We start from the raw sequence: 21,937 nt of genomic DNA on the forward strand, positions 1-21,937 counted from the left end.
GAAATGTACGAAATCGTTAGATATGAGGGAGGAGTTTATAGGAATAATATATTAAAAGAGTGGATTGAAGATGTTGGAGGGTTTATAATCCAGGAACATGTGATGCAGTTGGATGTATATATGACTGTAGCACTGCCTAAAAGTGAGTTGGAGAACTTCAAAAGGGAAATCAAGAAGTACAAGGGGAAGGTAGTTGAAACGCCACTGGCAGGGATCGAAGTGGCAGTCGTTGCACCAAGTTTATCTCGACACCATCTCCCTCATACAGCCTGTGATATAGCAGAATATCTCAGAAGATACGGAGCAAAATCCAATATGATAGGGCTTTCCCATGGAGCAGGCAAGAATATAAGCAGTATAAAGGAGAAAGAGAAGAGATTGATTGAGGAACATGATATTGCTGTATATGTTATGGGCAACTTTGAAAGCTGTTTAAAGGATAAGGTACATCTCTTTGATGTAGATATTCCTGTTGTAGTAACTGGAGGACCTGAAAAGCTGGATATTCCATACCCCTACGTGGGAAATCTTGGAAGGAGGGCCCAGAGGTTGAGACACAGTGAGGAGAGACAGGCCTTAAAGAAGATGGTAGAAGAGATTACAAAGTTGATAAACAAGAAAAGAGAAGAGCTATCTTACGACCCTCCAATAGTCCCCCCAGTTGTACTTAAGGATATATTGGAGAAGGAAGTAGAAGATATATTCGGTATCTTATCTCCAATGCCCATAGTTACACAGTTAGATGGTTTAAGAGTAAAGTTAGATTATGACACCTATCATGAGAAGATAGAGAACGTCAAAGTTGGGAAATATCTTCTTAAAGATATAACTGAAGTTAGGAGATCTTACATGAAGAATTATATTCTGATTAAGATAAAACCAACATCGGAGGTTGTAGGATAGAAAAAAGGATGAAACAATTAAAAATAGATTATTATAATTGATATAATTATTATAAAAAGGACAGAATGAAATTCTATCCAATAAAAACTAATTTATAAAGTTTTTCTGTATAATAACTTAGACTGAATTTATAGAGCATAGATAAGGGGAGTTAATTGTTCTTTTAATCTTTTAATATCTATCCAACATAACGATAGGAGATAACTATGGAAAAGGATAATATAGTAGAAATACCTATTCCACCTGGGATTCCACAGTCTATTATATTCAGAGTTGTGGAAACCTGTGGTGTAGACTATAGGATAAAAAGGGATCCTGTATTAAATATGGAGTATCCTGTCCTGTCTGGATACCCAGAGCAAATAGAGGACGCTAAAAGATACTTGAAACTATTTACAGAGGTTAAACTGGTATTGAGGGATATTGCACTGTTAGGTAGGAGGTACAAAACTGTAGCTAAGATATACACAGAGGATGAGGAGTTAAGACATATTCTAAGTATAGTGTCCCAGGATATTGCAAATAGGAACTGGATAGAGTTATGTGAAGAGAAACCTATTAGTGGAGAGTGTGAAACCTTGGAGATTTGTGAGAAAAAGGTATATATATACGTTTAAGGGAGATTATGCACTACTCCATACTTGAATTGAAGTTGGAGAAAAGTAGTATAGTGATAGACAGAGGTTCACTGAAAACTAGAAGGAAATTCGTCTTCCTACTTGAGGAAGGGGATGTTCTATTGAGAGAAAAAGACAGGTTGCAGGTGCACGAAGAGGTTGAAGTGTTGGTTGATTACACCTATACCGAAGGAAGTAAGAGACCTAAAGAAATTATAGATATATACAAGATTGTGGAGATAGTTAAGAGGTAATTCTACTTTTAAGGTGTTTCTAATGGATGTGGAGGGAAAATCTGCTATAATTCATACCTTATGTGGTATGATATTTGGAACACTATCTAACTATGTATATAACTTAGGTCTTGGTATATTCAGTGGGATAGTAACCATGATCTTTCTAACTGCTGGACTTCTTATAGTGGGACATATTACGGCCCTAATACTTGGTAAAGATAGTTTAGATCAGAAACAGTGGCTTGGATGTGGGGTGACACCTTATTTTTTTACCGCTATAGTATTTTGGATACTAGCGTATAATGGAGTATTCTCCAGGATTTGGTGATGTGATGGTGGAAAAAGTTTATGGTGTAGGAGTAGGACCGGGAGATAAGGAATTATTAACGTTGAAAGCGGTAAAAGTGTTAAAAAAAGTGGATAAAATATTTATTCCAGTATCTAAGGAAGGTAGATCTTCCTTAGCCTACGATATTGTAAAAGATATTGTAGAGGGAAAACCTGTAGAGGAATTATTATTTCCAATGATAAAAAATCAGGAGTGTTTAAAGATATATCATGAGAGGGCTTTTGAGAACATCAAGAGTGCTCAAGGAGAGGTGGCGGTAATTACTATAGGAGATCCCACTTTATATAGTACCTTCTCCTACCTGTGGAGACTGTTAAAGAGGGACAACATCCCAGTGGAGATTGTAAATGGGATACCTTCTCCCTTTGCCTGTGCAGGGAGGTTGAATATACCTTTAGTTGAAGGAAGAGAGAAGTTAGTTATACTACCGAGAGGTGAAGATTTAGAGAGATATCTAGGGCTATTCGACACCATTGTGGTTATGAAGACGAAGAGATTGGGAGAGATACTGAAGAGAATATTAGGTAAGGAGGAAAGGGATAAATACTTAGTAGGGGTGGTAAGTAAAGGTTTTTGGGAAGATGAAAATATACAGTGGGGAAAGATTGAGGAGATAGACTTTGAAGATATCAACCACTATCTATCCTTGGCTATAATTAAAAGGGTTGATAGGGAAGATATATAGGGATGTTATGATTGTAAGGAGTGCAAAACTATCTCACAAAAACAAAGTATCAGAGGGGCTGGAGAGATTCTCCAATATTAAAATAGTAGGTTATCACTTTGAAGATGAAAAATACCTAGAAGAAGACTACGATACCTTTATATGGACTAAGGAGATATTGGAACCTTCTGAGATAAAGACATGGGAGGAAACAATATTAAAAGAGATGGAGAAAGGTAAAAACATATACAATATGGCTAGGCTCTACAGAATAGCTGATAATCATAGATTAGTATTTACTGCAGAAGAGTACGGTATCGAATACTTCGACTCTTCAGACCCTCAAGCATTCCAGAGATATATATATTATGCTAAGTTAGGGTTGGAGAAAATACGTGGGAAGGTAATAACTGTAATGGGCACTGGAAGGAAAAGTGGTAAATTTACAACATCTCTTATTTTAAAGAGGGAACTTGGTAGATACTTCGAGGTAGGTGGTGTAGGTACTGAGCCTCACTCAAAACTCTGTAATATGGAGGAGATGGTGATCCCACAAGTTATACCCCTGTGTCATGTTGCTTCTACTATTTTCGGTGCCATTAAAAAGGTGGATTTAAAGGATAAAGATGTTATATTGGTGTCCAGTCAAACTGGAATATTTTCAGATCCCTTAGAGGTGGGAACTGGTAGAGGAGGAGGTGTTGTAAGCTTATCTATTCTTTATGGTTCAAAACCGGATTATATAATACTTGCATCTAATACCTTAAATGTAGAGGAGATAGAACGCCATATAAAGGTTTTGGAAATGTTAAGTAATAAGAAGGTAATAGGGATTACTATAAATGGAAGGAGATTTAAAAACTTAGGTGAAAATTACAGAGAGATACTGGATAAGATCTCCAAAAGGTTGAATATTCCAGTAGTAGATGTGGTAAAAAGGACATATTTAGAGGAGTTTATAGATGAGTATATCTGTAATATTTTATAATAATATTATTAAATACATAAAAAAGAGTAGGACATATAAAAAGTAGAAATTCTCTTATATATTACTTTTTTAGAGAGGACACTTAATCTGTTAGTTTTACGGTAATTCTGTTAATACTTTTTAAATTTTTTTGATTTTTAAATAATCTAAAAAATAAAATTAAGTAATATAATTATTAATTAATTACTATCTCTACCCTAATATCCTAAAATAAAATAAGCAATAGATAGAAATCACTATTAATTATTATTAATTATTATTTATCTAACTACTACATAATTCCTTGCTTTTTAATATCTGTAATTATTCCTCATTGGTAAGATCAAATATAGTGAAAACGTGAAACTATGAAAATAGGTATATTAAGTGAAAGTAGGGACTGGGTTACCTACGAATTGGAAAGAACAATGAATGAACTTAACATTACACCTGTATATATTAAGCCTTCTGGGATCACATCCTATATAGGTATGGATATAAAATTTGAATATAGAAGAAAGGATGTTCTCGATCTCGATGCCATATTCGTTAGAAACCTTGGAGATATAAATAATTACTACAGATACGATATTATTAAGTACATTGAACATTATATTCCAGTTATAAATCCTTCTGAGGCTTTGGAAAACTGTGGGAATAAGTTTAAAACCTCTGCACTTTTGGATATTTACAGTGTACCTCATCCTAAGACAGTTGTTACTGAAGATATACATAAAGCTATGACATGGATAGAGAAATTCAACGACTGTGTTTTAAAACCTATATTTGGAAATGGTGGAGAAGGCATATACAGGTTAAAAAATAAATCTCTTATAACCAGGTTAAATCTTCTAAACGAGTATAAAAATAGATACGGAGTAATATATCTCCAAGAGTTTATAAACACACCTGGGGAGGAGTACAGGGATATCAGGGCTTTTGTTGTAGGAGATGAAGTTGTTGCAGCTATGTATCGTGTCTCCGACAACTGGATAACTAATATACGCCAAAATGGGAGAGCCGAGAGATGTGAAGTTACACCCGAGATAGAAGATATAGCATTAAAAGCCAAAAAAGCTCTGGGGATACTCTACGGTGGCGTGGATATCATAGAAGATGAAAATGGAAATTTAAAGGTGTTGGAAGTAAATGGAGCACCTTCCTGGGAGGCTCTTTCGAAGGTTTCTAAGGTGGATATAACAAGGTGTTTGGTGGAGTATATTTTAAGTATTATATAAATCCTCAATCCCATCAAAAATCTTAATATAACTCTTAATCCCTATCATAAGATCTGATAAAAAATGATATGACAAAAATGATAAAAAAATCGTTTTAAAAATAAAAATAAAAAAAATAAAAATAAATGATTTTCCTGTCCTTAACATTGAAGAAATAGGAATTCTCTGAATATCCTGTCGTAGTTTCCACCTTATAGTGAGCACTAAAAAGAGATTATCAATTCTACTTTTTGGGGCTTTTTTTACTTTTTATTTTTATTTTAATTATCTATTTTAACTTATCATTTTTTTATCATTATTTTTATCGTTATTATTTTTATTTATTTTATTCATAAATTAAGTTCCTTCTCTCCAATCACTTAGGTATCTTCTCTGTTCCGGAGTTAATTCATCGATCTCGATACCCATAGATCTTAACTTTAAGGAAGCTATCCGTAGGTCCTGCTCATACGGTATATTATATACTCTGTTCTCCAATTTCTCATGATTTTCCTTAAGGAACTTGGCACTTAAAGCCTGATTTGCAAAACTCATATCCATAACTTCACAGGGATGTCCATCCCCACATACGAGATTAACCAACCTACCCTCTCCAAGCAGGTAGAGTTTTTTATTCCCTAGGTCATACTCCTCTATGTTTTTTCTAACTTTTCTAACAGACTTAGAAATACTCTTAAGATCCTCTTTACTGATCTCGTTGTCAAAGTGCCCTGCATTTGCAAGAATGGCTCCATCCTTCATAACCAACATATGTTCAGCCCTAATTACGTCCTTACATCCAGTTGTGGTAATAAATATATCCCCTATCTTAGCAGCCTCCTCCATCTTCATGACTCTATAACCATCTAACCTGGCTTCCAAGGCCCTTATAGGATTGACCTCAGTTACTATAACATTTGCACCCATTCCAGCAGCCCTCATTGCAACTCCTCTACCGCACCAACCGTATCCAGCAACTACTACATTCTTTCCGGCGATTAGTAGATTTGTAGTTCTTATAATACCGTCCATGACACTCTGTCCTGTTCCATACCTGTTGTCAAATAAGTGTTTTGTGTAGGCATCATTTACATTTATAACTGGAAATTTTAATACTCCCTCCTCAGCCATTGCCTTTAATCTTATAACTCCAGTTGTAGTCTCCTCACAACCCCCCATTATCTTATCTAGAAGTTCCCGTCTCTCTCTATGTAGTAGAAATATAAGATCCGCCCCATCGTCTATAATTATATCAGGCTCATGATCTAATACCTTATGTAAGTTTTCGTAATATTCTTCCCTTGTTTCTCCTCTCCAAGCATATACATTCATCCCCTTCTTTACGCAGGCAGCAGCTACATCGTCCTGGGTAGATAGAGGATTACATCCCGTAATTGCTATCTCCGCTCCTCCCTCCATTAAGGTTTCGGCAAGTACGGCAGTTTTTGCTTCCAGATGTAATGCCATCCCTATGGTAATCCCCTTAAAGGGTTTTTCATTCTTAAACTCCTCTCTTATAAGGTTTAAAACTGGCATATGTTTTCTGGCCCATTCTATTTTCAACTCTCCCTCAGGATATAGATTTATATCCCTAATTTTACTCATCCTTTCACCTACTTCTCCAATTCCTCGTGAAGTACCTTAATAATATCCTTTGAACTGATAACTCCCACTATTTTATCCTCCCTAAGTTCAGATACTACATAGAGATGGTGTATTCTATTTTCCACCATGATAGCAGCAGCCTTTTCTAAAGGTGTCAAAGGATTTACTGTGATGATCTTACTGACCATTACGTCCTCAGCCTTTAAGTTATCTATATCTTTTGTGTAATACTTCAGCACATCTAAACTTGTTATAATTCCCCAGTAGGTACCTTCTCTATCTGTCACTACTACAGAAGATATACTGTTTTCACCCATGGTTTTTATTACCTCCCTTAGAGGAGTATCTAAGAACACTTCATATATCCCCCTATTCATTATGTCTCTAACAACATACTTTGATATCAATTTATCACCTTAGTAGTACTATGTTATAATTAATAACTATAACAACATACTTTGATATCAATTTATCACCTTAGTAGTACTATGTTATAATTAATAACTATTTATCCTATATATAAAAAATATTAAAACCATAATCTCTATTAAAATCCTGAGAAATATTAATGATTATTACATTATTATATTATTAAGAATAATAAAAATTAGTAAAAAAATATTTGAAAAAATATATTCCTTGCTTATAGTTTAGAAATTAAGGTTTATCGGAATTTATTGATCTCCAAAGAAGTGATCTATTCGTACCTGTTTCTTTTTCTCATTTTTAAATAGGCTGTCTATACTTTCTCTAATTAACTCTAATCTCTGTTTTATGTAGTCACTTGCGTTGTAATCCTGAGCCATCTTCTGGGAGACATCCATATACTTTTCAACAGCTCCCTTGGACACTGTTAATATTAACTTACTACCACACTTAGGACATACTCCCCTCAAAGGTATTCTTCTGTACTTTGCACCACATTTACATCTCACTCCCTGCCGTGAAAATGCCTTTAGATTTCCAATTAGATCTGGAATAAAATGGGATTGTATTACCTTCTCCGCCACATCCTTTTCATCGGTAGCTCTTATCTTCTTTGCAACTTTCAACTGGGCTTCAGTCTTTTCAAGCATAGTATCCAACGTTTTATACGTACAGACGAAAGGTCCATTGTCTATCCTACTTGTCTCATGGGTGTAGCCAAGTCCCTCGTACTGGGAAGGGGTGCCAAGCCTATCTTCTACAGTTTCTATAAGATCCTTAATCTCCTTTGGAGAGGGCATATCAAGAGATCCCTCGTAGAACTCTAGTGGATACTCCCATACAACATCCATATTGTGGACTTCACCATCTACCTCCTTTGGATCCAGGATGGTGGTCAATACTAAGGGTGCATCCATTTGCCCTCCTCTTTTCTCAGGAAGATAGACCTTAGAGAAGTTTAGGAAAGCATCCAATAGTAGGAATATACTGTCTTCATCTCCGTCGCATTGATGGGTTAGTATGTTAGAATTTACAATGATGTTGTGATATTTCCTGGCCTTTAAGGAATAGACATGTCCCTCATGTCTCAAGATATCTATACTCTTAACTTCTAGTATCCAGCCGAAGTTATTTCCTTCCTTACTGTTGTATATCTTTTCGATATCTTCGTTCTTTAAAAGTAATCCTTTACCATCCTCCAAGAATGTACCTGAGATACCAAACTTTGAATTTAGGAGGGTATCTATATCTCCCAGTAGATTTCCATCCCCCTTTAACAGTATTCCTTCCTTATTTTTCTTTCCTGAAACTTTAATATAGGTTGTAATAAACGTTTTAACGTATTCCCTTGATAATCCATACATGAAGGATGGCACTTTACCCTTTTCTACTTCTAATACTTTAAACAATTCTTTTATACTCTGATCAGGATGAGATACTGTATTTTCATCAGATCCTAAGAAATGTCCTAACAACTCCATCAAACAGTCTATATCTACATCTTTTAAAACCTCTGGTGTTCCTTCCCCCAGGTTATTCAACTTCGGAACAAATATAAGATCTCCCTCTTTAACTTCCATTGCCTTCTTCTCTATAAACTCATCCCTATCTTTATCGTATATAATTACAGGATGATCTGATGTGGTTTTAAAGGATCTTCTATCTTGGAGGTTTATACTTATTAAGTAATTTGGAGAAGGTATTTTTAATACTTCCTCTATCTCTGTAAGCACTACTCTTCTATTCACTGTATCGAAGGAATACACCTGTATCCTGATATTATTCCTTGGGAATCTTCTAATATAAGCCCCATTCTCGTAGTACTCCCCTCTCTCATCGTATAGGTTAAATAACTCCTCTATATCTATCCTCTTCACTTTACCATCTATATTAACCAGTACCTTAGTATCTCCTGGAAAGCAGTTCCTTCTCTTGGAGGCGTGGAAGTAAGGATGTGCATAACCTACATTTGCATTACAGTATCCAATAATCCTACCTACCATACCTGCAGAGGTGTGAGGTGCCATTCCAACTACCAAGTGTCCTATTAGATCTTCTTTACTTTTTACGTTGTAGAATCTCTCCACCTTGTAGAATTTCTCAAGTAGATCGTCTATGAATTTGGCAGCACTTACAAAGTATTCTGCACAGGCCTTTGGGATGATTATATCCTGCACCTTTAACTCTACTATCTGATCTTCCCTCTCTAAAGGATTGCCGTAGATATCCTTCTCATAACCCAACTCCTTTAACTTCTTCACAGAGACGTTTATCTCATAGGGTTTAAAGTGGGTTAATGGTACATCTGTACAGTCAAACCTTAAGGTACCATCTTTAAATACATACACTTTATTTATAGCCCTGAGTATTCCCTTTTCCAGTGGTTCAACTATCTTTCTCTTAGAGGTCATTCCCTTGATACACTTCACATCTCCAACTTTACCCAATCTAAGATTCTCCAGAGCTTTTTTCCAGTACTCTTTCAGTGGCGCCTCTATTCTCCTAGGACCGGAAAGATCTACAGAGGTTCCACAGAAGGGACATTTTCTATATAGACTTATTTTTCCACAGTTTGGACACTCTCCATAGGATACCTCTACAATATCCGTATTTCTCTCCTCCACTGCCTTGTTGATTAGTCTAACATTTCCTCCCGCATTACCTATTGGAAAGAGACTATTTACTGGAGGTTTCATCTTCCTAGGTGCAGCCTTTTCCGGCCTTCCCATACGGGCTCCTATATAGACGTATGCCTTTCTTCTAATCTCGAAAGGTGCAAGAAGGTTTATAAGGTGCATGCTGTTCTTAGCCTTTTTCATTAGATCCTGAATATCTTCTATCAGATCCTTTTTATCCTCTATGTCGTATCCTAAGGAGTAAAGTAGAGGATAGTAGTCTTCTATCTCGATGTATCTCTCTCCACCCTTTCTAACAACTTTATGACAACATCCAATTAACTCCAATATTCTTTTACCTCTATCTCCCTCTTTATAAGATACAACCCAGAGATCCTTAGATTCCTTTATCTTTACATTCCCCTTTAGTAGAAAATTCCTAAGGAGTACTATATCCTCTTTGGATACCTCATGCCAGTAGTAAGTAAATCTTGGATGTAGAGGTGTCCCAGTCCTTATTGCAAACTTTACAGCCTCCTTATGATCTGGATTTTTTATGAAATCTTCACTGTATTCTACACCTTTAGATATAAGGATCTTCTCGTACCACTCCTCACACCAACTACTTGGGAGTATAGGATGGTTGTTTTCAAGAAAATCCCCATAATTTACAAGGATATCTCCTAAGAACAGAATCTCTTCCACCTGATCCCTGTATTTTATAGCATCCTCTACAGTGTTTATCTGTATCACATCACCATTCTTTAGTTTTACAATAGGACCCTCTATACTATCCACTGGAACTGCACAGGTTGCCTTTCCAGGCCTTTCAGTCTTTAACTGAGTACCTACTGCTATAAATTCATCCACTAAGTACATAAGGGCAGGATGGAAGCCGTCAGTTGCAAACCCTGTATTCCTACTTCTCCCGTATCTTAACCTGAATCCTCCAGATCTAGATGGATGGGCAAAGACTGGTCTACCTGCAATAACTTCTCCTATATACTTTGTAATCGCTTCAATCTTCACATCTTCGTATAACCTCCCTTTAGGATCTTTAACTGCTTTTTTATCCTCCTTTTCTTCTTCCCTGTCCTCTTCCCCTTTTTTACCCTTCAACTCCTTTAACCACTCCCACCCCTCAATACCTAACTTATCCACATGTCTAAGGATCTTTGGAGCCTTTAAAAGAACCCCCTCTACAAGTACGAGGAGAGCACCTCCTCTCAGTTGATTTGTTTCCACCCTCTCTAGATCTCTGTGTCCACTAACCTCTACATCATCTGTAGCTTCTCCAGTTATCTCTATGGGTATATTTCTAACTGCAATTCTAATCTCCTCAGCACTTGGAGAGTATTGAAAAGTACCTACTTCAGACTGATAGAGATCTACCTCCTCTACATACCTCTCTATCTCATCTTCAGTTGGGATGTATCTATTTAATCCTAAGGTCTTTCTAACGTAATCCCCAACAAGTACTGCCAACGCCTGTGCAGTACCTCCTGCACTTCTAATAGGCCCTGCGAAGTATATAGCCAAGTACTCACTACTGTCTTTATTCTTCTTTATCTTCACATGGGCGATACCTTCCAGAGGAGCAGCTACTATACCCTCTGTTAGAATAGCTAAGGCAGTTCTTATAGCCTGCTCTGCCAACTTCTCCTTAGATTCACCCTTACCAAATTTACCTTCTACTATCTCCTTGGCTATCTGTAGAGCTGCAGGTTCCTTACCGTATTCGTTTACTAGCTCTCTGATCCTATTGGCCACCCCCTTTGGACCCACCAATCCCTCTACTCTATCCGCCATATCTCTTGCCAGTGGTATCTCCACGTGATCCATAGGATCGTAACCTTTTCTTCTACACTCTTCTGCTATCTCGTATATCCTCTTTACCTCCTTTAGGATACTCTCAAAATAAGATTCCATCTCCTTAGAAGCCTTTACATGGAGCATAGTCCCACTTAGTGTGTAAATTTCGGTTAAATAGGATAAAAGAATGTAATTAGATACTGGTTCGTAACATCCATCTTGTTGTGTTTCTCTTTTCTCCTTAAGTGATAAAAAATTTTTTATACTTTCTGGTGGTTTATAGTATTAACATTATAGACAGAAAAAGTTTTAAATATTTTTCTACCGACAGGATATTATGGGAAGGAAGAAGCCCAACTGTTTATAAAAGTCATGATCACCATTTATCTATCTTTAAAAAAGACTGTTTTCTTGCAATAAAATCTCAGAAGGGGATATATTGAAGGAAAGAACCTTTGTAATGTTAAAACCAGATACTGTCAGAAGGAAGTTAATAGGAAGAATTATTCAGCGTTTTGAGGATAAGAGATTAGAGATAGTAGAGATGAAAATGTTAAAAATACCGAAGGAGTTGGCAGAGAAACTTTATGAGGAGCATAAGAACAAAGATTTTTTTAAAAGTTTAGTTGATTTTATTACATCGGGTAGGGTTGTTGTAATGGTTATCGAGGGAGAAAATGCTATATCTGTAGTTAGAAAAATGATAGGAAAGACTAATCCATTAGAGGCAGAGATGGGAACAATAAGGGGGGACTTTGGATACTCCACACCAGACAACCTAGTACATGCTTCAGATTCTCAGGAAAGTGCTAAGAGAGAGATGCAGTTGTTTTTTGGGAAGTAACTTTATTTTAGAGCAGTATAATATACTATTTATTTCTACAACCTTTTTTCCGATATTCAAATAATTTTAAAGAAAGTCAAAATCCTTTACTGGTAGGGTTCTATATTATGATTTTTAGAATTAATACATCTTTTAAGGAAAAGAATTAAGGAGGATTTGTCTCTTATCTTAATGTTTAGAATCTCCAGAAAATAATTAATAAAATAAGATAAAAATAAAAAATATAGATATATTCCCTTCTACTTCCGAAGATTGGAAAAAGAGCTCTCCGGACGTCCCAACTATAAAGATAGGATAATCTTATATCACGACAGATTTTACAATAATTTTTATTATCTCTTTTATTGACTACTGTAATAACAAATTCTTTACAAAATCCTTCTTTTTAATAGCCTCCCTACAGGCCTCTTCTATTTTTCTCTTCATACGTTCAAATTCTTCCTTCTCAGGTTTCATCATATCCACAACCTTCTTTACAGGTGTGTAGGGAGACTCCCTAAACCCTGGAATAAGAGGTATCTTCCTATCTCCATCTATAACATAACTTCCCTCTCCTTCCTTTACTTCCCCTACTATCTTAGCACCAGTTTTTTTCATTATCTCATCTGCATATTCCTCGGGAGTTATTATCAACAGACTGTCTATGGAGACTCCTAAGGGATCTATATTTAACTTTTTCAACATCTCTAATACCTTGGGATTTATAACATCAATTACTTTATCCATATAGAACTCCAAGGAAACGTTAGCAGATCTTGAGATCTCATAGGCATCCCCTCTAAGTCCTCCATTTGTCACATCTGTCATAACATGAATATACTTCAGTAGATCATTCTCAAATATCTTTTTACATGCTTTCAAAAAATCTATATTGAGAGTTTCATAAACTACTGAGAACATCCCATGGTATATGGCAGTTGTTGCTATGGTGCCTCCTCCACTTCCCTTAGTCATAAGTATCAAATCTCCAACCTTGGCTCTCTTTCTTGCAGTGGGAGTGTCACCTTTTATAACTCCAATAGCTCCCACTGCACTTACCATCCTCTCCCCTAATACCATATCTCCTCCTACCCTAAGAGTACTTCCTGCAACCAGTGGCACCCCTATACTTTCAGATACTGCACATATACCTGCTGTAAAGTCCAGTATCTTGGACACATCTCCATCATCTGCCAGATGGACATCACTTATAAGGGCAACAGGTTCTGCACCCATTACATACACATCCCTTAGACATGCTCTTGTCACATGAAAACCTGCTAAGAAGGGAAATTCACTTAACCTGGAGTGGGTGCCGTCCACTGTAGCCACTATATACCTACCCTCTGCCTCCACAACTCCACCGTCATCCTGATCCCTACTATCTACAACTGCCCTCTGATTTGTACTCTCGATAATCTTCCCTATCTGCTGATGTAAGAAAAAATCACCTTCTCCCCTACTACCTCCACCTATCCCCCCCATAGTAACTCCAGATCTCTTGTATTCCAGAAGATACTTCAGTTTTGAGTCTTCAATATCTTTATAAGATTCTACAGTTTTTACCTCCTTTAGAACTGCCTCAACGAATTCCCTCGCCACTTTTCTATCTATTCTTTTAAATTCTGTAACTATTTTAACACCTTCTTCGATAATAACATCCTCAGGTATATTCTTCCTTAGACACCTTCTTACAAATTCTTCTATATCCATGATGTCACCAATATTTTAGTATGATAGAAAAAATTGAGATAGTAATTGAAAAATAATAAAAAATTTAGAAACTATTGTTTATTTTAAATCTAGTTTTTTTAAGATTCCCTCTTCCATTTTAATACTTTTTTCTATAATTTCATTATATTTTTTATCTTTTTTGATAGAATTAAAAATATATCAAAAATAGTGATTAAATATGATATACGACTTTAGAAGGGAAAAGAAGTATGGATACACCACAGGTGCCTGTGCTGCAGCAGGAGCTTATTCTGGTATTTACTATCTAAAGAAAGGTGTAAAGTTGGATTATGTGAAGATAGAGAACGATAAGGGAGATATACTTATAATACCTGTGGAGAAGATAGAAGGAGATATTCCCTCCAGAAGTGCCACAGTTACTGTTAGGAAATTTGCAGGTGAAGATATAGATATTACAGATGGGGTGGAAGTTATCGTTGATACCAAGATTGTAAAGTGGAAAGGGGGAGAGAGAATTAAAATAGTAGGTGGAAAAGGTGTAGGTGTTGTTACAAAGGAGGGATTACAGGTTAAAAAAGGAGATTGGGCTATAAATCCAAAACCTCGAGAACTTATCATTAGAAATATAACCCCTCTTCTCGATAGAGATGAAGGAGCTATAGTGAAAATCTCCGTTCCCAGAGGTGAAGAGTTGTATAAAAAAACACTTAATCCTAAACTTGGTATAGTAGGAGGTATATCTATCCTTGGAACTACAGGTATAGTCAGGCCCATGTCCAATGAGGCTTATAGAGAGTCGTTAGTGCCACAGATAGATATTGCCCTGGCGAAGAATCACAAGATGTTGGTATATACGCCTGGAAATATAGGGACGAACTATGCAAGGAAACTCCTAAATGTAGATGAAGATCAGATAGTAGAAGTTTCCAACTTCTGGGATTTTATGATAGATAAGGCAGAGGAGAAAGGTGTTGAAGATATACTTATATTTGGACATGCTGGGAAGATCGTGAAACTTGCTGGAGGCATATACAATACCCACTCTAAGGTTGCAGATGGAAGGAACGAAATATTAACAGCCTACAGTTCTCTGTACATAGAGAGCAAGGATATTTTAAGAGAGATACTTTACGGAAATACTACAGAAGAGATCATAGATATCCTAAGAAGAAAAAGGGTCCTTCATAATGTGTTTAACGATATAGCGAGGAGAGTTGTTGAGAGGGCCAAGAATAGGTGGAGGAAGATAAACTTCAGTTGTATTATAATAGATATGAGAGGAAATATCTTAGGTAGTTTTATGGAAGATAGATTTTTACCACTGTTAAAGTAAAAAACACTTATTATTTTTCATATATTTCCTTACGCACTTCTATTTATATAGATAGCCAGTATATCTAAGATCTTGAATAAAAATTGAATAAAAATTAAAACAAATAAAATTTAAAAAAAAAATAAATTATAAAATAAAAAAATAGAAACTCTTAAAAAAGATTAACGGAAATCCTGCAGTACTTCCTTTAGTGCATTTGAGAATAGGGGATTTTCTAAAAATTGATAAACTCCGATTTATCTTTACTTTTAGTTTAAAAATTGTGTCTATGAAATTAAAAATATCAATACTTAACAGTAATTTAATATACAAATAAAAGCAAATATAATCCTCCTCTAGGTTACATTAATACTGGAGAACTATAACGGAAATTCTGGTAAAACCTTTTTCTTAAATTTTTTTTTATTTTACTTCTTTTTATTATTATTTTTGTTATTTTTACTCTAATTGTTTATATTATTTCTAAAATGAAACCAGAGTTATTTTTTTATTAGGCTGGGATTCATTCTTAAATTAGATATCAAATTATCTGTACTATACTAACTCCTCTACAGGAATTAACTCACTGTACTCTACAACCCCATGAAGGGCTGAAACTTCTACTGGTATACCCCTACTTTTAAGTATAGCGAAGGGATTCATACCTCCAAAACATATATATCCAAACATATTTTTTTCAACTTTAACCCCACATACGTCGTTATTAGGTTTTCCTACCTTGTATATACCTTTCCAATTTAGATATTTCACTATCTCTATTAACTTCTCCCGACCAACCATTGGGGCTTTTCTAACACCTGATAATACTGTATTTTCACCATCTACCCTGTTAAGAAATATCTCATGGGGATCTAAGGATGTACCATCATAGGAGATGATCTCTATAAACCTATCCTTCGAGAGTTCCAATATACCTCCGCAATATGGAATCACGGGAATACCGTGTTTTATAAGTATTCCATCCACTGTAGAAGAACATATAGTGGACATTATTAATCTATCTCCCCTATGTTCAAAACCCACCCTGTCAGATACCATAATCCCCATCTTATAACATCTATCAAGCGCTTCTAACACTTCATCTTCATACTTCCTATTTATACAACACCTATTTACTAAAACCTTACCCTTTCTATCTTCTATACTGTAATCCACCTTATGTACCATAGAAAGCATCTTGGAGAACACTGATACTATCTTAACTTTCCCCTTCTTCTTCACAGGCTTTAAATGTTTTTTACTTACCGTTTTTACATTGGAAATATCTATAATATCACTTGCTGCACTGATCTTAACTGGATATCCCATTTCCACTAAGGGACATATGGGAGACAACCCCCCCACAAGGGCTATCCCTACCTCACCATCGTTTAAACTTAACCCTAATACATTCTCCTCCCCATAACTGAGTATCCCATTGAGTTTATCCTCTTTTATAATGTTTTCAAATCTATCTAAGGTTGTCTTTGGAATAATCCTGAAGTTTGCAGGTAGGTGTCCTTCTCCATTCTCTATAATCCCCATTACATCTGTCTTTCCCCTTGTTATAAATGCTTCTAAGGGATCTATAGATGACTTACTGAAATCTATAACCCCCTCAAATGCCACAGGCTCGTAGTCTTCGAATTTAACTATTCCTCCATATTTTATTATAGGATATATCCCTTCCTTCATAAGATAGTTATCGAAGGTTATGGAACATAGGGTTTCAACTGTGATAGAACTCTTATTTCTCCTGATATTTATAAAATCACCTATGGAGAAACCATTATCTACAACTTTCAACACTAACTCCTTAACCTCCGAGTAATTTCCCTCAATTACAGTCCTGTTGATTATAACACTCCTTGGGAAGTCTGACAAGTATATCTTCTCCAACATCTTGGAAAATACAAATCCTACTCTATAAGATATATTTGCCTTATTTAGCTCTTCTAATCCTTTCTCCGTTATAACTCTACCATAGTATCCTATCTTTTCAGTTAGATTTCTTTCATCTAATAGTTGAAGGTGATACCTAACAGCCCTTTCTCCTAACTCATAACCTCGTTTCTTAAGTTCATTTGCTATTATCTTAGCACCTACAGGCCTATCGTACTGGGCTAAGATATTCAGAATCTCTATAAGTTTATCATCTAAATTGTTTTCCAAGCTACCACCGTTGTAATTTTGATATATAAACAAAAAAATGTAAATTAAATTATTAATTAAATTATTATTTGATATAAAAATTAAAAAAAGTAATAAAAATACCTTACATACATTTTATCTAGACATTTTATCTAGAGATTATTTCGTTACTAAGTAGCAAGACAGTAGAAGTTTGATTATAGTGACCTATAGATCCTCCTAAAGTGCTTCCCTGCTCTCCATAGGTGTTAAATCCAATTACTGGAACTTCACCTACTAACTCTTTTATTATCTTGAGATCGTTTATTCCCTCTTTTTCAGTAAGTAAATATCTCAATATACAGTTAAATATAATAATTGCACCTATCTCTTCTGGATTTCCTGCATCCTGTATAGCATTAAGTATAGTTTTCTTAAAAGATTCGACGATATGTTCTTTGTCAGTATCCATGATAGTTAGATAACACCCTTTAGGCACTTCAGAGTAAAAGGTTATACTACCATCTGGATTTACATTTGCAGGACTTTTTATAATATACTCCCCATAAACATCTGAAGATTTAACACCTATAGGTGTCTGGGAAAATACTTCAGGGGTCAGTTCATCTACTCCAAGTAATTCCCTCATAACTTCAGAAGCAGGTCTATCATCTAATTCATAAACTACCCTCCCATTGGACTTGGTAACAACAGCACCTGCATCTGTGGGGTAGAAAGGATGGCCGTATCCAGTACCTATCTTTAGAGCACTACTCAAGGTAGCCACTACACCAGCATCCGTATATACACCGTTTCCAAACTGATAGGTTCTTTTAAACTTTAAGTCATCACCAGTGGATCCACCTATGATACAGTGGTTATATCCAACAGCTGATAATATTCCCTTTATAAATTCTTCTTCAACCCTTGCCAAACCATCTGGAATAATGATATTAATAAAAGGTTTCATCTTCAAAAGATCTAAACCCTTTTTCTTCATAAAGGCGATGGATATTACTGCAGATGCTGTAGGATTATCCTTTAAAGAGGCATAAGCTTTACTAATTGCCTCTCTTCCACATTCGAAGGGATTCTTAGATATCCCCTCACTTACACCAACACCAACTTTAAGGTAAGGACTTTTCAGTGTTATCACCGCTACAGTACCTTTCTGTGGTTTCTCAACTATACTGGAGAACTCCCCTGCAGTAGTTCCTCCTATGATATGAGAATCTTCAACTTTTTCTTTTATTTCCCTGTAAACCCAGTTAGGATCTAAGTCAGAGGATGCAAATACTATGGTTAAATCAGGTTTTCTACAACCCTCTAGAGCTTCTTCAATAGCTTCGGTAGGATCTGTGGATTGACCTATTCCAACTTCCAGTATTTTTCTTCTATCTGTTATCATGTTCAAAACCCTTTTATTTTATGTAATCTTTTATAAAACAACTTTTATAAATTTTAAATAAATATTTATAGATTTTACATTGATTTATCATTATATTCAAATTATATCTAATCTTCTTAAAATTTCACATACCTTACATATACCAGATGCAGAAGGATTACCACAGTATTTACATATACTTTTATCCTTTTCAAGGGGTAGGTACTTCACCAATCTCTCAAAACCTGCAACAATGGAGTACTTCTTCCCCGGATGTTTCTTCTCTAAGAGATTTAGTATCTCGGAGATCTCATTCCTATAGGATAGAGAGGAATATGGACAGGGTTCACTGTGGTATTTAATACCTACGAGATCTGCAAAGAGTTTTACCTCAATTTCTGGAATATACTTTAAAGGTTTGATCCTTCTGACAAATTTAGGATGCTCAATACTCTTCCCCAGTATAACCAATTTTTTAATATCTCCTTCTATATAATTCATCATTACTGCCTGGGCAACATCATCTAAGTTATGTCCTATTGCCAAGTAATTACAACTTCTCTCTAAAGCCATACTGTTTAATATTCTTCTTCTGATAATACCACAGAAAGTACAGGGATTTGCTGTAATATTTTTCTCCTTAGCCCTTTCTACTATACGGTCCAAGGTATATCCTATATGGTCTTCGAAGGTATCGATATAGTAAGGTATATCATACTTCTTACAGAATTCTACTGCTATTTTTATTCCTCTTTTTCTAAACCCCTCTATACCTTCGTCTACTATCAACCCAATAATCTCTGAGTTAGGTATTGGATCGTAGTATTCCCTCAGTAAATAGGCCATTACTAAACTGTCTTTTCCTCCACTTAGCCCCATACCAATTTTAACATTCTGCTTTATTATCTTTTTACCTAGCGTTTTCCTAACCTTCTTTTTTATATACTTTATAAAACATTCCCTACAGAACTTTAAACCTGAGTGACGCTGGTAGTAGATAGGTTCCTCTTCTTTACAGATACTACATACTTCCATGTTTATCCCTAAATGTTTCCGTTATCCAGAGTAACGGTCATGAATACTATTTATGCTATAATGACGATCTCTGAAATTTCTATAAAAGTAGTAATAATCTAAAGGTATGGATATAGTTTCATTATTTGTATGATTGTCTTTAATTGGGATCTTTATTATTTTTATAATCCTTATTATTCTTTTTAAAATAAAGTAAAAATAATAAAAGATGAATATTTTTAGTATTTATTTGGAAATTAAGTTCTTATTCTCTTATCTTTTTCGTTGTATATTATTCCCTTTTCTGTAATAATTCCAGTAATCAACTCAAAAGGCGTTATATCAAATGCGTAGTTGTAGGCTTTCACACCTTCAGGTGCTATCCTCCTTCCATCTATATAGAGCACCTCCTTCTCATCCCTTTCCTCAATTATAACATCCTCTATGGAGCTCTCGAAATCAAAGGTGGAAGTTGGAGAAGCTACATAGAAAGGTATATTGTGATACTTGGCGAGTACAGCTAAAGAGTAGGTACCTATTTTATTGAAAACTGTATAATCCCTTAAAACCCTATCTGCTCCAACTATAACCTTATCTATCATCCCTCTCTTCATCAAAAAACCTGCTGTGCTGTCAGTTATTATTTTTACAGGGATGCCTTCGTATTTTAACTCAAAGCTTGTTAATTTTGCCCCCTGTAATCTTGGCCTTGTTTCATCCACTATAACCTTTATATTTTTCCCCCTGTAGTGTGCAAATCTTATAACACTTAGGGCAGTACCATAAATAGAAGTTGCAAGGGCTCCAGCATTACAGTGAGTCAATATAGTATCTCCATCTTCAATAACTCTCTCCCCTATTTCACCTATCTTCTTACACGCTTCTCTATCTTCTTCATGGATAAGTTTAGCTTCACTGAGGATAGATCTATTATTATTGTAAGCCTTCATACACCTATCTAAGGCCCAGAATAGATTTACAGCAGTAGGTCTCGTATTTTTTAACCTATGATAAGCTTTTTCAATATCATCTCCTTTTATTTCTGCAAGTGCCATCCCGTAGGCTGCACTTATCCCTATCGCAGGAGCACCCCTTACAACCATATCTTCAATAGCAAAGGCCACATCTTCGTAGTTATTGCATATAAAGTACTCCAACTTATGGGGGAGTTTTCTCTGATCTATCAATATCAATTGACTGTTTTTATCATCCCATATTATAGGTTTTAAGGTGTCTCTTTCCATTCTATCCCTTTGTTGATGTTATAATAAGGAGAAATATAAAAATACTATCAAATCTGTTAGAAAAAAGAATAAACAACTTCGATAAGATTTAAAAATACAATATATAGGTGGAAAGTAAGATTAATAACTTATGTAATTTAGTTTGAAATAATTAATAATTAAAATAATATTTATTTAATTTTACATAATAAAAAGACGTTGATAATAGCAATAGGAACAATTCATTGGAATATTCATATTTATTGATATTCAGAATCGAAAGTTATATATACTACATACTGTGTATTATAGATACTGCTAAATTGAGTAGGTTGCGGTGCAGAGGTAGTCTAGCCCGGTAAGGCGTGGGACTGGAGATCCCATGGGGCTTTGCCCCGCGGGGGTTCAAATCCCCCCCTCTGCGCCATTTTTTTGTTTATTTTTTCTTTTTTATAAACACGACTATTTTTTGGAGGTGCTTATATTGACTCAGGGGGAATTTAGGTATAGATTGAGAATCTCTAAAACAGACATAGATGGAAATGCTCCCTTAGAGTATGCTTTACAGGATATTAAAGGTATAGGTAAAGCCATGGCTAAGGCTATAGTTAGAGTTGCAAAATTGGATGGACAGATGCGTGCAGGTTATCTAACTGATGAAGATGTTAAAAGAATAGAAGAAATTTTAAAAGATCCTGCAAAACACGGAATCCCATCCTGGATGTTCAACAGAAAGAGAGACCCTTATTCAGGAGAGGATAAACACCTTATAGAGAGTGATTGGATACTTGCAGTCCAACAGGATATAACTACTATGAAGAAAATCAAATGTTATAGAGGAATAAGACACGAGTTAGGTTTACCATGTAGAGGGCAGAGAACTAGAAGTACATTTAGAAGAGGTCCTACAGTTGGTGTTAGTAGGAAGAAGAAAAAGTAATG

At 35.4% G+C, this 21,937-nt stretch carries 18 protein-coding genes and 1 tRNA gene; 11 read left to right on the forward strand and 8 right to left on the reverse strand.

The window, feature by feature from the left end:
* Positions 1–3 precede the first annotated feature (3 nt).
* From MHHB_RS01670 to mptN, 7 genes are all read left to right on the forward strand, one after another.
* A complete protein-coding gene (locus tag MHHB_RS01670) occupies positions 4–903 on the forward strand; it encodes a methanogenesis marker 7 protein (protein WP_131006894.1) in 900 nt (299 codons plus the stop codon).
* A 206-nt stretch (positions 904–1,109) separates the two neighbouring features.
* Positions 1,110–1,520, forward strand: a complete 411-nt coding sequence (locus tag MHHB_RS01675) for a hypothetical protein (protein WP_131006895.1) — start codon at positions 1,110–1,112, stop codon at positions 1,518–1,520.
* 8 nt (positions 1,521–1,528) lie between these two features.
* Positions 1,529–1,774, forward strand: coding sequence for a hypothetical protein (locus MHHB_RS01680; RefSeq protein ID WP_131006896.1), 246 nt, complete (start codon positions 1,529–1,531; stop codon positions 1,772–1,774).
* 22 nt (positions 1,775–1,796) lie between these two features.
* A complete protein-coding gene (locus MHHB_RS01685; protein WP_131006897.1) occupies positions 1,797–2,084 on the forward strand; it encodes an EMC6-like membrane protein in 288 nt (95 codons plus the stop codon).
* A gap of 4 nt (positions 2,085–2,088) precedes the next feature.
* The gene (gene cobI / locus MHHB_RS01690; protein ID WP_192893792.1) at positions 2,089–2,790 is read left to right on the forward strand and encodes a precorrin-2 C(20)-methyltransferase; all 702 of its coding nucleotides are present in this window, start codon (positions 2,089–2,091) and stop codon (positions 2,788–2,790) included.
* Positions 2,791–2,797: 7 nt separating this feature from the next.
* Positions 2,798–3,757, forward strand: coding sequence for a DUF1611 domain-containing protein (locus tag MHHB_RS01695; protein WP_131006899.1), 960 nt, complete (start codon positions 2,798–2,800; stop codon positions 3,755–3,757).
* A gap of 347 nt (positions 3,758–4,104) precedes the next feature.
* Positions 4,105–4,974 carry a tetrahydromethanopterin:alpha-L-glutamate ligase gene (mptN, locus tag MHHB_RS01700; RefSeq protein ID WP_131006900.1) on the forward strand — a complete coding sequence of 290 codons (870 nt, stop codon included), beginning with the start codon at positions 4,105–4,107 and terminating at the stop codon, positions 4,972–4,974.
* A gap of 336 nt (positions 4,975–5,310) precedes the next feature.
* Here the strand turns inward: mptN and MHHB_RS01705 are convergent, their stop codons facing one another.
* From MHHB_RS01705 to MHHB_RS01715, 3 genes are all read right to left on the reverse strand, one after another.
* Complete coding sequence (locus tag MHHB_RS01705) at positions 5,311–6,558, reverse strand: adenosylhomocysteinase (RefSeq protein WP_131006901.1); 1,248 nt, start codon at positions 6,556–6,558, stop codon at positions 5,311–5,313.
* An 8-nt stretch (positions 6,559–6,566) separates the two neighbouring features.
* Positions 6,567–6,965: a CBS domain-containing protein gene (locus MHHB_RS01710; RefSeq protein ID WP_131006902.1), complete on the reverse strand. Its 399-nt coding sequence runs from the start codon at positions 6,963–6,965 to the stop codon at positions 6,567–6,569.
* Between the two features lie 267 nt (positions 6,966–7,232).
* Positions 7,233–11,555: a DNA-directed DNA polymerase II large subunit gene (locus tag MHHB_RS01715; RefSeq protein WP_131006903.1), complete on the reverse strand. Its 4,323-nt coding sequence runs from the start codon at positions 11,553–11,555 to the stop codon at positions 7,233–7,235.
* Between the two features lie 295 nt (positions 11,556–11,850).
* On the opposite strand from MHHB_RS01715, the gene MHHB_RS01720 reads away from it, so the two are divergent.
* Positions 11,851–12,255, forward strand: a complete 405-nt coding sequence (locus tag MHHB_RS01720) for a nucleoside-diphosphate kinase (RefSeq protein ID WP_131006904.1) — start codon at positions 11,851–11,853, stop codon at positions 12,253–12,255.
* Positions 12,256–12,603: 348 nt separating this feature from the next.
* On the opposite strand, the gene MHHB_RS01725 is transcribed toward MHHB_RS01720, so the two are convergent.
* A complete protein-coding gene (locus MHHB_RS01725; protein WP_131006905.1) occupies positions 12,604–13,947 on the reverse strand; it encodes an AIR synthase-related protein in 1,344 nt (447 codons plus the stop codon).
* Between the two features lie 199 nt (positions 13,948–14,146).
* Between MHHB_RS01725 and cbiD the strand changes: the two genes are divergently transcribed.
* On the forward strand, positions 14,147–15,262 hold the full coding sequence (gene cbiD / locus MHHB_RS01730; protein ID WP_131006906.1) for a cobalt-precorrin-5B (C(1))-methyltransferase CbiD: 1,116 nt from the start codon (positions 14,147–14,149) through the stop codon (positions 15,260–15,262).
* A 534-nt stretch (positions 15,263–15,796) separates the two neighbouring features.
* On the opposite strand, the gene MHHB_RS01735 is transcribed toward cbiD, so the two are convergent.
* The 4 genes from MHHB_RS01735 to mtnA form a co-directional block, all read right to left on the reverse strand.
* Complete coding sequence (locus MHHB_RS01735) at positions 15,797–17,413, reverse strand: DUF128 domain-containing protein (RefSeq protein WP_131006907.1); 1,617 nt, start codon at positions 17,411–17,413, stop codon at positions 15,797–15,799.
* Positions 17,414–17,540: 127 nt separating this feature from the next.
* Complete coding sequence (locus MHHB_RS01740) at positions 17,541–18,779, reverse strand: FIST signal transduction protein (protein ID WP_192893793.1); 1,239 nt, start codon at positions 18,777–18,779, stop codon at positions 17,541–17,543.
* A 96-nt stretch (positions 18,780–18,875) separates the two neighbouring features.
* Complete coding sequence (locus MHHB_RS01745; protein WP_131006908.1) at positions 18,876–19,793, reverse strand: TIGR00269 family protein; 918 nt, start codon at positions 19,791–19,793, stop codon at positions 18,876–18,878.
* Positions 19,794–20,029: 236 nt separating this feature from the next.
* Entirely contained in the window at positions 20,030–21,016 is a 987-nt protein-coding gene (mtnA, locus tag MHHB_RS01750; RefSeq protein ID WP_131006909.1) for an S-methyl-5-thioribose-1-phosphate isomerase, read from the reverse strand.
* 318 nt (positions 21,017–21,334) lie between these two features.
* Here mtnA and MHHB_RS01755 point away from each other — a divergent pair.
* Positions 21,335–21,422: transfer RNA gene (locus tag MHHB_RS01755), tRNA-Ser, on the forward strand.
* Positions 21,423–21,479: 57 nt separating this feature from the next.
* Complete coding sequence (locus tag MHHB_RS01760; protein WP_192893794.1) at positions 21,480–21,935, forward strand: 30S ribosomal protein S13; 456 nt, start codon at positions 21,480–21,482, stop codon at positions 21,933–21,935.
* Positions 21,936–21,937 lie beyond the last annotated feature (2 nt).

The organism is Methanofervidicoccus abyssi (assembly GCF_004310395.1).
Taxonomy (GTDB): Archaea; AGJL01; Methanococci; order Methanococcales; family Methanococcaceae; genus Methanofervidicoccus; species Methanofervidicoccus abyssi.